This window comes from Gilliamella sp. BG1 (assembly GCF_046635625.1).
GTDB lineage: Bacteria > Pseudomonadota > Gammaproteobacteria > Enterobacterales > Orbaceae > Gilliamella > Gilliamella bombi.
On record NZ_JBIDFG010000014.1, the window covers coordinates 33,807 to 47,470 of the forward strand.

At 33.4% G+C, this 13,664-nt stretch carries 10 protein-coding genes and 3 pseudogenes; 4 read left to right on the forward strand and 9 right to left on the reverse strand.

Annotation, left to right across the window (positions count from 1 at the left end; all coding sequences use genetic code 11):
- Window positions 1-14 precede the first annotated feature (14 nt).
- Window positions 15-596, reverse strand: coding sequence for a Maf family protein (locus tag ACGH80_RS08755; RefSeq protein ID WP_174798616.1), 582 nt, complete (start codon window positions 594-596; stop codon window positions 15-17).
- Window positions 597-848: 252 nt separating this feature from the next.
- Between ACGH80_RS08755 and ACGH80_RS08760 the strand changes: the two genes are divergently transcribed.
- Window positions 849-1,277: a universal stress protein gene (locus ACGH80_RS08760; protein ID WP_065561310.1), complete on the forward strand. Its 429-nt coding sequence runs from the start codon at window positions 849-851 to the stop codon at window positions 1,275-1,277.
- A 273-nt stretch (window positions 1,278-1,550) separates the two neighbouring features.
- Here the strand turns inward: ACGH80_RS08760 and rlmL are convergent.
- The 7 genes and pseudogenes from rlmL to ACGH80_RS08795 form a co-directional block, all read right to left on the reverse strand.
- Window positions 1,551-1,893: pseudogene (gene rlmL, locus ACGH80_RS08765) on the reverse strand (23S rRNA (guanine(2445)-N(2))/(guanine(2069)-N(7))-methyltransferase); the annotation flags it as partial.
- Window positions 1,894-2,004: 111 nt separating this feature from the next.
- Complete coding sequence (locus tag ACGH80_RS08770; RefSeq protein ID WP_085164005.1) at window positions 2,005-2,556, reverse strand: MltR family transcriptional regulator; 552 nt, start codon at window positions 2,554-2,556, stop codon at window positions 2,005-2,007.
- 6 nt (window positions 2,557-2,562) lie between these two features.
- Window positions 2,563-3,726, reverse strand: a complete 1,164-nt coding sequence (locus tag ACGH80_RS08775; RefSeq protein WP_065589500.1) for a mannitol-1-phosphate 5-dehydrogenase — start codon at window positions 3,724-3,726, stop codon at window positions 2,563-2,565.
- A 78-nt stretch (window positions 3,727-3,804) separates the two neighbouring features.
- On the reverse strand, window positions 3,805-5,682 hold the full coding sequence (locus tag ACGH80_RS08780; RefSeq protein ID WP_411630964.1) for a PTS mannitol transporter subunit IICBA: 1,878 nt from the start codon (window positions 5,680-5,682) through the stop codon (window positions 3,805-3,807).
- Between the two features lie 380 nt (window positions 5,683-6,062).
- Window positions 6,063-8,183 (reverse strand): bifunctional 23S rRNA (guanine(2069)-N(7))-methyltransferase RlmK/23S rRNA (guanine(2445)-N(2))-methyltransferase RlmL, encoded by a 2,121-nt coding sequence (rlmKL, locus tag ACGH80_RS08785; protein ID WP_411630967.1) that lies wholly within the window; start codon window positions 8,181-8,183, stop codon window positions 6,063-6,065.
- A gap of 433 nt (window positions 8,184-8,616) precedes the next feature.
- Window positions 8,617-9,108, reverse strand: a complete 492-nt coding sequence (locus ACGH80_RS08790) for a hypothetical protein (RefSeq protein ID WP_085164009.1) — start codon at window positions 9,106-9,108, stop codon at window positions 8,617-8,619.
- Between the two features lie 166 nt (window positions 9,109-9,274).
- Entirely contained in the window at window positions 9,275-9,691 is a 417-nt protein-coding gene (locus ACGH80_RS08795; RefSeq protein ID WP_411630968.1) for a hypothetical protein, read from the reverse strand.
- 381 nt (window positions 9,692-10,072) lie between these two features.
- Between ACGH80_RS08795 and ACGH80_RS08800 the strand changes: the two are divergent.
- Window positions 10,073-10,420 (forward strand): annotated as a pseudogene (locus ACGH80_RS08800) (DDE-type integrase/transposase/recombinase); the annotation flags it as partial.
- A 228-nt stretch (window positions 10,421-10,648) separates the two neighbouring features.
- Here the strand turns inward: ACGH80_RS08800 and ACGH80_RS08805 are convergent.
- Complete coding sequence (locus tag ACGH80_RS08805) at window positions 10,649-11,263, reverse strand: hypothetical protein (RefSeq protein WP_174798609.1); 615 nt, start codon at window positions 11,261-11,263, stop codon at window positions 10,649-10,651.
- 78 nt (window positions 11,264-11,341) lie between these two features.
- Between ACGH80_RS08805 and ACGH80_RS08810 the strand changes: the two are divergent.
- Both ACGH80_RS08810 and ACGH80_RS08815 read left to right on the forward strand, forming a co-directional pair.
- Window positions 11,342-11,579 (forward strand): annotated as a pseudogene (locus tag ACGH80_RS08810) (integrase core domain-containing protein); the annotation flags it as partial.
- A 148-nt stretch (window positions 11,580-11,727) separates the two neighbouring features.
- A complete protein-coding gene (locus tag ACGH80_RS08815; protein WP_411630970.1) occupies window positions 11,728-13,653 on the forward strand; it encodes an ABC transporter ATP-binding protein in 1,926 nt (641 codons plus the stop codon).
- Window positions 13,654-13,664: the final 11 nt, after the last annotated feature.

Below are 13,664 nucleotides of genomic sequence, written 5' to 3' on the forward strand. Positions count from 1 at the left end.
TATTAACTGAATTGTTATATTAAAAGTGGATTACAACCCATGTCGATCATAATTTTATTGAGTTTTAATAATGGCAACCCAACTAATGAATTAATATCATCACCTTCAAGTTTATCAAACAGGGTGATGCCCAGTTCATCACATTTAAAACTACCAGCACATTGTAGTGGCTTCTCTTTGCTAATGTAAGCATCAATTTCTGAATCAGTTAAATGCCGAAAAGTCACCTTAAATGGTTCGCAAATAGTGATTTGTTGTTGTGTTTTGGTATTAATTACTGTCATCCCAGTATAAAAATAGAAAGCTTTACCACTACTTTGTCGAAGCTGTTTACGGGCATTATCAATTGTATGCGGTTTGCAAACAATATTACCGTCTAACACACCAACTTGATCAGAGCCAATAATTAAACTATCAGCAAACTGCATAGCTAATGATTGGGCTTTAAGTTTAGCTAGCCGAACCACCAATTGCTTAGCTGACTCACCTGCTAGTGGTGTTTCGTCACAAATTGGTGGCATACACTCAAAAGGGATAGCTAATTTTTCGAGCACTTTTTTACGGGATACAGATGTTGATGCTAATATGATTCTCATTTTAATTATCTCTTAAAATCCAAGCAAAAGGGTGTTCATTAAACCCGATATGACCATTACGATCAACTACGTGTTCTAACTAGATTTTTATATTGGATTGATAAATAATATAGCGAACGTTGATCTCCATCATAAAATGAATAAAAAATAATTAAAGATTAAATTTAAAATGAGTATCATACTAGCTAGGTAAAACCTATTTTAGCTTCACTGAATATATAATTGAATCTTTAACAAAGCAAGGGGGGAGTTATGTACAAAAAAATTCTAGTTCCTATCGATGTGCTTGAAGACCAATTAACCAAGAAAGTGATTCCACATGTAGAGTGCTTAGCCAAACTGTCTAATGCCCAAGTTATCTTTTTTCATACATTACCAGTCGCTTCAGCCATTGTGAATGTTTACTCATTTGGTTTTGACGAATTTAAGGATAAAGCTACAGTACAAACGGAAAAAGACTTGCATAAACTTATTGACTCGATTGATTTACCGCGTGAAAATGTATCCTTTTCTATTGCATTTGGTAATCCAAGGGATGAGATTCTCCGTTTAGCGGAAGAAATTCAACCCGATTTAATTATTCTAGGCTCACGTCGTCCTAATATCTCAACTCATCTTTTAGGATCTAATGCTTCTGGGGTGGTTCGAGGTGCTAAAACTTCGGTGTTAGTTGTTAGGTAGGATGATTAAGTTTTGTTGAAAAATTAAATAAAATTAGGTGAATATCCAAATGAATTCTTTTTAAATATTTAGAATTACAGGTTTCGGGTGTTATAAACTTCAGTGATCATTTCTATATTGATATTCGGATGGATTAGCTATTTTGTTTTATTTTTCGTATTTCTATAAAATCGTTCAGGTAGAGCATTGATTTTATTTAATTTTTTTGTTTTTGGTGTTGTTAAAAAAACATTAATAAAATTAATACTCTACCTAGCTGTTTTCCAGCTACGTCTATTGATGTTTTACAATAAAACAGCAGTGAATTTGTTTATTGCGTTTAAAATCCAGCGAAAGGGTTTTATTATTAATTTCTTGATAGTTGAGCCCAAGATTCTGCATACTACCACTATCCATTTTAAAACCACGCTTATTGTTGGAGAAAATGATAGTATCATTAGGTCTTAACAGACGTTTTAAATTCGTCATCAATTTTAGATGATCACGCTGAACATCAAAGGTATCATTTATGCATTTCGAGTTTGAAAATGTGGGCGGAAAGATAAACATTAAATTGAATTGTTCATCAGCTTAAGATAAATAGAGCAAAACAATCCGCCTGAATTAATCGATGTTTTTACTCGTTAAATTATTTTTTTTAAATTGCGAATCATTTCTTTAAATAGATATAAGTGACATATCGAGCATATCAAATTTAACGTATCAACAAAATATACGATCAATATTATTATGGAAAATAGTCAATCTTTTGTTTATTAATGACTCGAACCGTTAGCTCTGTAATAGCGATGATGAGTGCCGAGCGTATCATTTGTTGATAGCGATTTTGGTAAATGGAAGATTTTAAAGTATCGACAATACCTGATTGTTTTACTTTTTCGTGTTGCGATTCCCAGCTTGGTGGTAATACCATATCATGTAATAAGCTAATAGGACCTAAAATTTCATCATCTAAATAAGTGTATTGTTTGTCGTCTAGCTCTAGTTCGTCCAAAACAGCAATCAGTAGCTCTATATCTTCGTAATCCTCACGAGAAATAATACCCAACACATAAAGCAGTTTTAGGCACACTGAGGTATCATTGAGAGGTCCATTTTTACCCACCAATGAGGGAATAACAAATTTAATGGCGTGAGGCTCTTTTCGGAAGACTTTAAGAATCAATTTGTTGACATTATCATTAATTAATTTAATGGCAACTTTTAGCAAGCTGTGAATATCAGCTTGCTGGTTGAGTTTTTCTAATATTATATCTTCTTGTAATATCGATTCTGGCATTGAGAATTAGACAAATTGATGATCTTGCATTGCAGTATAAATTTCTTCAACCTTCATAACAATAGAATTATTAACGTCAATACTAGAGATTTCACAAAAAGCTTGTTTAACGCCTTTTTCAGTAATGAGTTTTTTTAGTTTAACTGCTTGCTCATCATCATTATTACGATAGTTAAGCGCAGCAGCAACTCCAATTAGTAAGTTAGTGTTTTTAACTTGATATTCAAAGGTGCCAAGTAATGGTTTTATTAAACGATCGTCTGCACCTAATTTACGAATTGGCTGACGCCCAACACGTGCAGTATCATCCTGTAAATAAGGATTTTCAAAGCGGGATAATATTTTTTCAATATATGCCATGTGTTTTTGCTCATCAAAATTGTAACGTTTGATAAGTACTAACCCGCTCTCTTCCATGGCTCCGCGTACAATTAAACGAATACGTTCATCTAGAATTGCATCACGTATTGTGCCAATACCATTATAAAATCCTAAATAAGCAGTTATTGCGTGACCAGTATTAAGTGTAAATAACTTACGTTCCACAAAAGCCATTAAATTATCAACGGGTTGCATGCCTTTAATGGTTGGAATAATGCCTACAAATTGTGTTTCATCAACAATCCATTCCGAGAAAGTCTCAACAGTCACTTCTAGTATATCGCCTGTTTTTGATGTTGCAGGTGGTACAATACGATCCACCGCAGAATCGACAAAACCGATATGGGTGTTTGTCCATTGCTGAATTTCTTCTGGTAGCGCTTTAAAGATTTCTTGTTTAAATTGGCTGGTACCTCGTACCATGTTTTCACAAGCAATAATATTAAGTGGCTTACTGTTACCTCGATTATGTCTTGCAATAATTCCTTGGGCTATCGTTGGAGCAATACGCGCTAAAATTTGTGGACCAACGGCAGTGGTGAGTAAATCAACGCTGGCAATATAATCGATCACTTCATTAGAGGTGCTATTAATTCCATCAACATTTTTAACTATTTCAGTGGTAGATTGCTCGCCAACAACATTTACCTGATATTCATGACGAGTGGCGATGGCATCAATAATTTCCTGATTGACATCAGCAAATGTAACTTGTACACCAGCATCGGATAGTAATTTGCCGATAAAACCTCGTCCAATGTTACCTGCGCCAAAGTGTAGTGCTTGCATAATAATAATCCTTAACTTTATAATTTAATTTGAAATAATTCACTCTATTTCCCGTGTAAAGTGGGAAGTAGAAATAGGTTAACTTAGTATTGCTAAAACTTCCTCAATATTATTTGTCGTTGCTAATTTTGCAATAATAGTTTCATCATCTAATGCATTAGTCAGTTTTGCTATGACATCAAGATGTTCATTATTGTGAGCAGCAATACCAATCACAATTTTTGCTTTATCATCTTCTCCATCACCAAATTGAACCCCAACAGGGTATTGGCAAAATACGATACCAGTTTTAATAACATCGTCTTTTGATTCAATAGTGCCATGTGGAACGGCTATTGATTCTCCTAAATAAGTTGATGTTAATTTTTCACGCTCTAGCATTGCTTCAATGTAAGTTGGTGTGACATAACCATTATCAACCAATTTTTGCCCTGCAAAACGAATGGCTTCTTCTTTATTTCTAGCGGTTAACCCTAAAAAGATATTTTGTTGTGATAATTTAAATAGCGGAATAGTATCAGTCGTTTGATTGTTTTCTAATGTAGTTTCTATTGTGGCACTACTTGCTTGAGAACTTAAAAGATCCGCCACGAGTTGGCTATATAATTGACTATCTAAAAAGTTAGTTAATGAAATATGATGTGCATTTGGTGCATGTTGTTTTGCTCGATCAGTTAAATCTTTATGTGTGATAACAATATCAACATCATCAGGTAGATTATTAATCGCAACATTAGTGACAAAAATATCCAAATCTGCATCTTGAACTTTTTTGCGTAATACTCCTGCGCCCATAGCACTTGAGCCCATTCCTGCGTCACAAGCCACTATAATTTTTTTAACTTTAGTAAGATCAAGTGTACCATTTACAATTCCTTTTGATTCATTTTTCATTTCAGAAATATTCGACTTTGCCTCTTCAAGGCTTTTATCTGCTTCTTTGGTGGTTTTTAATAAAATAGCGGAAACGATAAAAGTAACCATTGTTGCTGCAATGACAGAAATAATTACGCCAAACATTGATGATTTTGGTGTGACCGCAAGAACGGCGATGATTGATCCTGGCGATGCTGGTGAACTTAAACCGGCACCAAATAGTGTTAAAGTAAATACTCCGGTCATTCCACCTAAAATCACTGCAATAATAAGGCGAGGGTTCATTAATACATATGGGAAATAAATTTCATGAATTCCCCCAAAAAAATGAATGATTGCTGCACCACTGGCTGAACTTTTTGCAGAACCTTTACCAAGCAACATATAAGCAAGTAATAAACCTAATCCAGGACCAGGATTTGCTTCGATTAAAAAGAAAATAGATTGAGAATGCTCTGCTGCTTGTTGAATACCTAATGGTGAGAATATTCCGTGGTTAATTGCATTATTTAAGAAAAGAATCTTGGCAGGTTCAATAATAATTGAAGTTAAAGGTAGTAAGTTATGCTCAACTAAGAAATTAACAGCAAGAGTTAATTTACTTGATGCAACAACGACAGAAGGTCCAATTGCAAAAAAAGAAAGCAATGCAAGTAGCATGCCAATAATACCAGCTGAAAAATTATTGACTAACATTTCAAAGCCACTTTTGACTTTTCCGTCTATGGTTTTATCAAATTGTTTTATTACCCAGCCACCAAGTGGTCCGACTATCATAGCACCTAAGAACATCGGAATATCTGCACCAACAATGACCCCCATTGTCGTAATTGCACCGACAACGGCGCCTCGTTCACCGTGAACTAATTTACCACCAGTATAACCAATCAACAGTGGTAATAAGTAAGTGATCATCGGGCTAACTAACTTGGCAATGGTTTCGTTTGGGTACCAGCCCGTTGGAATAAAAATAGCGGTAATAAATCCCCAAGCAATAAATGCGCCGATATTTGGCATGACCATATTACTTAAAAATCGTCCAAAATTTTGAACTTTTAATTTGATGTTTGAACTTGTCATAATATAAAACTTTCCTTATTGATTGTATAATCATCATGCTGTTATTGTAGAAGGATTTAGTTATTCAATTCATTAAAAAAAATTGATAAGTGTGATGAGTATCACATTGTTAAAATGGGTCTATTTTTTGTTTTTGTGATTAAGATCACTCTTCTGGAAGGTGGTAAGAGAAAAATATACTAAAACGTATAGTTTCCTGAAACTTTTTCACAAGATTGAATTTTATTATTAGTGATTACTGCTTATATATTATTTAGCAAATCAAACCCAGCTGAAATGGTTTAATTTTGATTAAAAATGCTCAGTAAAGTTTTTAATTTTGTTGAATGTTTTATTTTGTCATAATTTTAATGAATTAACCGCCTTATGGCGGTTTGTGTTTATTGATGTTTTACGATAAAACAGCAGTGAATTTGTTTATTGCGCTTAAAATCAAGCGATAGCGTTTTATTGGTAATTTCTTGATAGGTTAGCCCTAGGTTTTGCATACCAATATTATCCATTTTAAAACCACGCTTATTGTTGGAGAAAATGATAGTACCATTAGGTCTTAACAGACGTTTTAAATCCGTCATCAATTTTAGATGATCGCGCTGAACATCAAAGGTATCGTTCATTCGTTTCGAGTTTGAAAATGTCGGCGGATCGATAAAAATTAAATCGAATTGCTCATCAGCTTGAGATAAATAGAGCAAACAATCCGCCTGAATTAATCGATGTTTTTTACCTGTTAAACCATTTTGTTTTAAATTACGATCTGCCCATTCCAAATAGGTGCGAGACATATCGACCGTGGTGGTTGATTTTGCTCCGCCAAGTCCAGCATAAACCGTTGCACTACCTGTATAGGCAAATAGGTTTAGAAAGTCTTTGCCTGCACTCATTTCACCAATCATTTTTCGTGCTAAGCGATGATCTAAAAACAGTCCTGTATCTAAATAATCGGTCACATTAACCCAAAATGCGGTTTTGCGCTGATTAATCGGGTATTCATGGACTAAAAAATAGTCCTGTTTTTGTCCTAGTTTTTGGTATTGCTGTTTGCCTTTTTGCTTTTCTCTTGTTTTTAATACTAACTGATCGGCGGTAAGCTCAAGCACTGACATGGTGGCATTTATAGTATCAAAAAGCCGTTGGCGAGTTTTTTGTGGATCGATGTTTTTTGGCGCTGCGTATTCTTGCATCACTATTTTATCTTTATAACGATCGATAGCGACATTGTATTCAGGCAAATCTGCATCATAAAGCCGATAACATTCCAGTTGTTCTTGAGCAGCCCATTTTTCTAACTTTTGTTTATTTTTGCGTAATCGGTTAGCAAAATCATCCGCAGGCATAGTAAAATTTGTGATTGCTTCTTCAGTGTTACGCTTAGCAATGACATAATTTTTTTGTATACAGTCGAGAGCGCCATTTTTTGCTTTGAATTGTCTTTCTGCTCTCATTTGCAAGCAATCTAACAATTGTGGTGCACCGCTAAATAATGATAAACGCCATCCACCAAAATTTTGTTTGATTTGTCGACCAAGTGCCGTATGCAAAGCTATAAGCGCAGGTTCGCTTTCTAAGCGTTCTCCATAAGGTGGATTACTGATGATCATGCCTACCGTTTCAGTTGGCAATGGATTGGTCAGTTGTGTCACATCTTGCATCGAAAATGTAATTAAATCCCCCACACCTGCTTGAAGAGCATTTTGTTTAGCTCGTTCAAGTACCGTCGCATTATTATCATAACCGATAAATGGTGTGTTTGTTTTGGATACGTTATGCTTTGCAGTGAAAAGCAATTCGTTCCACAGTGTCGGGTTAAAGCCTTTCCAAGCAAAAAATCCCCACTGTTTACGATGTAAACCGGGTGGGATTTGTGATGCAATCATTGCCGCTTCAATTAGTAATGTACCTGAACCACACATCGGATCGAGCAATGGCTCAGTTATTTTCCAACCAGAACGCATAATAATAGCTGCCGCTAGGCTTTCTTTTAGTGGGGCTTTCCCTGTTTGCTCTCGATAACCACGCTCATGTAAACTATTACCACTTAGATCTAAAGATAGTGTGACACGGTTTTTATTTAAATAAGCATGAAGTCGAATATCGGGATCTTGTTTTGCTACATTAGGACGTTCATTAGTATGACGCAAAAAGTGATCAACAATAGCATCTTTGATCTTTAGCGCACCATATTGACTATTACGGATAAATTCGTTTACGCCAACAAAATTAATCACGAAAGAGTTATCAACATCAAAAATATCTGGCCATTTAATATTAAACACACAAGAGTACAGATCCAAATCGCTATAGATGTCGAACTCGGCAATAGGTAGTAAAATGCGAGATGCCAAACGCGACCATAATAATGATTGATATAGCGTTTTGTCATCGGCATCAAAATAAACACCACCTTGTGCAATTTTACAATTAATTGCACCAATTTGTTCTAACTCTTTTTTTAATAACTCTTCAAGCCCGCGAGATGTACTGGCAAATAGCGTTTTCATGCATAATCCACTTAACAATAAAATTGCTGGCATTATACCGACTAATTGTAATAGTGGGAAATAAAGGCTGATATTAGTTAGATGAATATTGGGTTAGTTTATTAATAATCAGAAAAGTTTGGTGGTAATGAAAATTAATGTTAGTTTAGTAGAAGAATTAAAATGTAATCTAATAAAGCATCAAGATATTTATAATATGACGCCTATTGAATTTAAACACGATAACAGGCAGTGTAATTTTCTACGTGAGTTTTGTGCTAAAAATTTGGTATTTACAGTAGCTTTTGAGATATCCACATAATTAATAAAATTGCCTGTTTCAGTTGCGTTTGTTATTTCTTTTCAAAATCTATAATATGAATTATCAAATTTTTGCAAAGCATCAATTAGAATTCTTTAACCCTGCCATTGGTTTTCCTTTATGAGAATAACTTCATTTATATTTTTCATAAAAATCGTTATATATCTCAACTATATCTTTATTCTCACTCTTTTTACATTTGTTAATAAAAGAGTTTTTTAACTCTTTGTAATTCAATTCTAATAGCAATTCTGCAATTCTTCTATATATGAAATCATCAGAAGAATCGAGATATTTTAAAACCATTTTTGGTAGTGTTTTCTTTACAATATTATTATGTCTATATTTGAATAATATATCTCTAGCTATTGGAATATGATCTATATTGCCGCCTATTGATATTTCTATGACAATAGGAATTAAATTATCTAGCTCTTTGTCGTCAAAATCTTCATCTCTTACAAACCTTAGTGCTGTTCCTTGTTCTGACAGAATTTTAAGAGCAAATAATAATTGATCAAAATACAGATTTGATTTTTTGAAGTAGTATTTAGCTGAAAATAATTTTTTTTCAGACTCTTTTAAGCGGAGCCATTCTATAGAATATTTGTCTTTATCTTTCATTTTTTATTGCTACACAGCATGGAACAAAATAACTTTTCAAAATCATTCGTAGATTTTTATATTGTCTGAAAAATTTGTTGCCATCCAACATAATTTTTTGCTTGAGTCAGGTAAAGTATGCAGAAATGGATAGCAGAATTAGTTTATAGTATCCAATTTTTAAATATTACAGTTCTATCGAGAATAACATAACATTATCCGAAGTTGTAAAAAATGATACATAGCTGTTTATTTCGCATGTGCCAGATGTTTCTATAAAAATAATATCTTTTCCTAGTGACAAAACTAAAATACCTGTATCTTCACAAGATATCACTTTAGCCTTGAAAAACATGTTGTTATTAATTAAATAAAAGCCATACCCAGGTATTTTTTCAAGAGTTATATTCTTACCCCACTCAAAAAAATCATCGATTTCTAATTCAATATTATAATATGTGTTTGATAATGATTTACTATTGTCCCAAATCGCAACACCACATCCTAAATCAGATTTGAACTCTACTAAATTCTCGTCTATTTTACTTACTAAAGTAATTTTCATTTTTTTATGGTATTTAATAACTCTATTATTAGTATTCATTACATTATCAACAAGATCGGAATTACATGTTTATTCATGATAATGGTGTTTTGTTTGCTTGCTTGCTATTTATTTCATGATTGCTATAACAAATACATTATTTTGCATCATGGGACGTGATTCTATCATAATTTGGTAAGCTCTTTCTAGGATGCTTGCTTATTTGAATAAAAACTTAATTTAAATGCAAATTGATATCATAAGGTGTAATAGTCTTTATTTGTAGGATTTACTAGCGTTGTTTACAGTAATTTGAGAAGCTACTGTAAGGAATATACATAAGAAAACAAAACTAACGCCTTGTTAAGCTATTTGCCTGAGGTAGAATTTAACAAATAGCTACCCCTTAATTTTGTTGTTTGAACAGGTGTGGTCATTCCACACTACATAGACCGCCATTTAGTGTGTAATACATTAAAACAAGCCTTATTTCGGCGTCAATTTCCTAAAAATGTACTCATTCATAGTGACCAAGGAAGCCAATATTACAGTGCTGATTTCAAGCAATTATTGTTACAATATGGGCTAAGGCAAAGCATGAGTCGAAGAGGAAAGTGCTTTGATAATGCGGTTGTTGAAAGTTTTTTTCATACACTCAAAACACACATTATTCATGACTATTACTACAAAACGAGGAAACTGGCTAATAAAGCACTATTTGAATATATTGAAATCTATTATAATCGGATACGCCGTCATTCAGCCAATGGCTGGGTATCACCTGAATAATATGAACAACAATATTACCAAAACGAAAAATAATAGAGGCGGGCACTGTCTAATATTTTGGCGAGGATCACCGTATTTTAGGAAATATAATTTTCTCATTTATCGCCGCCACATTTCCCTGGAATTCTGATTTCTTTAGCTTTGACTTCAACTGAAGACTTAAATATCATAGCAATTACAGGTCTATCCATCTTTCTGATTCCAATATAAATATATAATTTATAAGATTCATTTTAATTTACTTAACTTCAAAAGTATTTCCTTATAATCATTTTTGTAAAAATCATTTTTAGCTTTATTATACATTTTTTCAAAAGAAGCTATAAATTTATCTAAGTAATTGTCTGGAATGCATTCATTACGATTTAAAATCTTTTTTATTTCAATGTAAAAATTTCTTTCTGATTTCGCTTTTGGACTGATATTTAAAATTGATAAGATATAATCCCATTTTTTATCCTCCATATAAAACTGTGGGAAATTAGTAATAAATAAAGAAACATAGTAATCTATTTTCTTAACATTTTTCAATTCATTAAAAAATTTAAAAAAATTATCTAAAGGGGGGAGATTATATCCTTTTATCATATTTCCTATGCAAGATACTATATTTATAGTAGCTTCTTTGGTTAAATTTTCATTTTTATACAAGTATATTAATTTTTCAGCCAATGCAACATCGGAAAAAAACTCTTTATAGTACAAAGATCTTTCTTTTCTACTAAATTTTTCTAAATCAGATATTAGCTCTGATAGTTCTATAAGATCATTTTGTCTATCCCAACTTTTAATTTTATAAGTAAGAATATTCAAAATATCGATATTTTTTTTTAATCGTGTCATCTAGCATGTTCCTTTACTGATAAATTTACCTTACTCATTAAAAAAGTTGTATGAATTAGTGTAGTCGATCCACATGATATAGCCATTGATTATATGGAGCTCGGTAGCCCTTACCAAAATGGCTATATTGAACGATTTAATCGTACCTATCGTACTAAAGTACTCGATTTATATCTTTTTAACAACTTAGCGCAAGCAAGGCAAATAACCGAAGTATAACACCGAAAGACCGCATGATGCATTAAATAACATGACACTGTTCAAATATAAAACATTAAAACAGGCAGCTTCATTTTCTACGTCAGTTGTGTACTAAGTTTGAGGTAGTTACAATGAAAGTATAAATAATGCCAGTAATTCTTATATATTGGTTTATCTTTTGTATTTGCTTTAGTTGCCTTTGGTCACTTTATGATAGAATAATGTTTTATTACTTAATATCTAAATAAAAACCACCAATAACTATGTCATTAATTAATCTTACCAATGCTTATCTTTCATTTAGTGATGCGCCGTTGCTTGATCATATCGATATGTCTATTGAGCCAAATGAGCGTGTTTGTCTTGTTGGCCGTAACGGTGCTGGAAAATCGACTTTACTTAAAGTTTTAAATAAAGAAGTGCCATTAGACGAAGGGCAAATTATTTATGAAAATAATGTGATTGTTTCACGATTGCAACAAGATCCTCCTCGTGATGTGCAAGGTAGTGTGTTTGATTTTGTGGCAGAAGGATTACACGAACAAGCACAGTTATTACGAGATTACTATGATTTAGCTCATCGTGTTGAGCACGATCCTTGCGAAAGTAATTTAGATAAATTAGCTAAAATGCAAGAACAGTTAGATCATCAAAATGGTTGGCAATTAGATAGCCGTATTCGTAATGTTATTTCTTCATTATCGCTTGATGGTGATGCGTTGTTGTCTTCGTTATCGGGTGGGTGGTTGCGTAAAGCCGCATTAGCCAAAGCGTTGGTTTGTCAGCCAACAGTTTTATTGCTTGATGAACCAACCAATCATTTGGATATTCAAACCATTAAATGGTTGGAAGATTTTTTGAAAAGTTTTAATGGCAGTATTGTGTTCATTTCCCATGATCGTTCGTTTATTCGTCAAATGGCAACGCGTATTATTGATCTGGATCGAGGTAAAATTGCGTCTTGGAGTGGGAATTATGATAACTATTTGCTTGGTAAAGAAGAAGCATTGCGTGTTGAAGCGTTGCAAAATGCAGAATTCGATAAAAAACTTGCCCAAGAAGAGGTCTGGATTCGGCAAGGTATTAAAGCTCGTCGTACTCGTAATGAAGGGCGAGTTCGGGCATTAAAAGCAATGCGCCAAGAATATAATGAGCGTCGCCAAGTTATGGGTAGTGCTAAAATGCAAATCGAGGAGGCATTACGTTCAGGAAAAATTGTTTTTGAACTTGATAATGTAACTTATCAAGTTGAAGATAAGTTACTCGTGAATGATTTTAGTGTGCAAGTATTGCGTGGTGATAAGATAGCACTGATTGGCCCTAATGGAATTGGTAAAACAACGTTACTTAAATTGATGTTAGGTAATTTAGAGCCAACATCAGGTAATGTGCATTGTGGCACTAAGCTTGAAGTGGCTTATTTTGACCAGTATCGGTTAGAGCTCGATCCTGAAAAAACAGTGATGGACAATTTAGCCGAAGGTAAACAAGAGGTAATGGTAAATGGTCGTTCACGCCATGTACTTGGTTATTTACAGGACTTTTTATTTCCGCCTAAACGTGCCAGAACACCTGTACGAGCACTGTCTGGTGGGGAGCGTAATCGTTTATTGCTGGCTAAACTATTTTTAAAACCTAGCAATTTATTAATACTTGATGAACCGACCAATGATCTTGATATTGAAACATTAGAATTGCTAGAAGAGTTAGTGAATGATTATCAAGGAACTGTCTTGTTGGTTAGTCATGATCGGCAATTTGTTGATAATGTGGTCACTCAATGTTGGTTTTTTGAAGAAAAAGGCCATATTGGTGTTTATGCTGGTGGTTATGCCGATGCTCTGCAACAACAGCAGCAAGCACAACCAGTTAAAGTAACGACAGTTAATAAACTTGAGCAACCTAAAAAAGAATTATCTGCTACTAATAATCAAAGTAGTGAGCGAACCGCTAAAAAGAAAGTTAAACTGAGTTATAATGAACAACGAGAATTGGCACAATTACTAAGCAAAATAGAACAATTAGAATTAGAGATTACTGATTTACAAGCACAAATTGGTCAAAGTGACTTTTTTAATCAAACTCATGAAATTACTAGTCCAATTTTACAATCTTTGGCAGATAAAGAGGCTGAATTAGAAGCTGTTTTTGAAAGATGGGAACAGTTAGAGTCTTTAAGCAAATCATAAGGTAAGTGTTA

Bases quoted from the DNA above. Each gene is read 5' to 3' on its own strand.
- ACGH80_RS08790 (WP_085164009.1), bottom strand. From the start codon at position 9,108: ATGAAAGATAAAGACAAATATTCTATAGAATGGCTCCGCTTAAAAGAG.
- ACGH80_RS08780 (WP_411630964.1), bottom strand. From the start codon at position 5,682: ATGACAAGTTCAAACATCAAATTAAAAGTTCAAAATTTTGGACGATTT.
- ACGH80_RS08755 (WP_174798616.1), bottom strand. From the start codon at position 596: ATGAGAATCATATTAGCATCAACATCTGTATCCCGTAAAAAAGTGCTC.
- ACGH80_RS08760 (WP_065561310.1), top strand. From the start codon at position 849: ATGTACAAAAAAATTCTAGTTCCTATCGATGTGCTTGAAGACCAATTA.
- ACGH80_RS08795 (WP_411630968.1), bottom strand. From the start codon at position 9,691: ATGAATACTAATAATAGAGTTATTAAATACCATAAAAAAATGAAAATT.
- ACGH80_RS08805 (WP_174798609.1), bottom strand. From the start codon at position 11,263: ATGACACGATTAAAAAAAAATATCGATATTTTGAATATTCTTACTTAT.
- ACGH80_RS08770 (WP_085164005.1), bottom strand. From the start codon at position 2,556: ATGCCAGAATCGATATTACAAGAAGATATAATATTAGAAAAACTCAAC.
- rlmKL (WP_411630967.1), bottom strand. From the start codon at position 8,183: ATGAAAACGCTATTTGCCAGTACATCTCGCGGGCTTGAAGAGTTATTA.
- ACGH80_RS08815 (WP_411630970.1), top strand. From the start codon at position 11,728: ATGTCATTAATTAATCTTACCAATGCTTATCTTTCATTTAGTGATGCG.
- ACGH80_RS08775 (WP_065589500.1), bottom strand. From the start codon at position 3,726: ATGCAAGCACTACACTTTGGCGCAGGTAACATTGGACGAGGTTTTATC.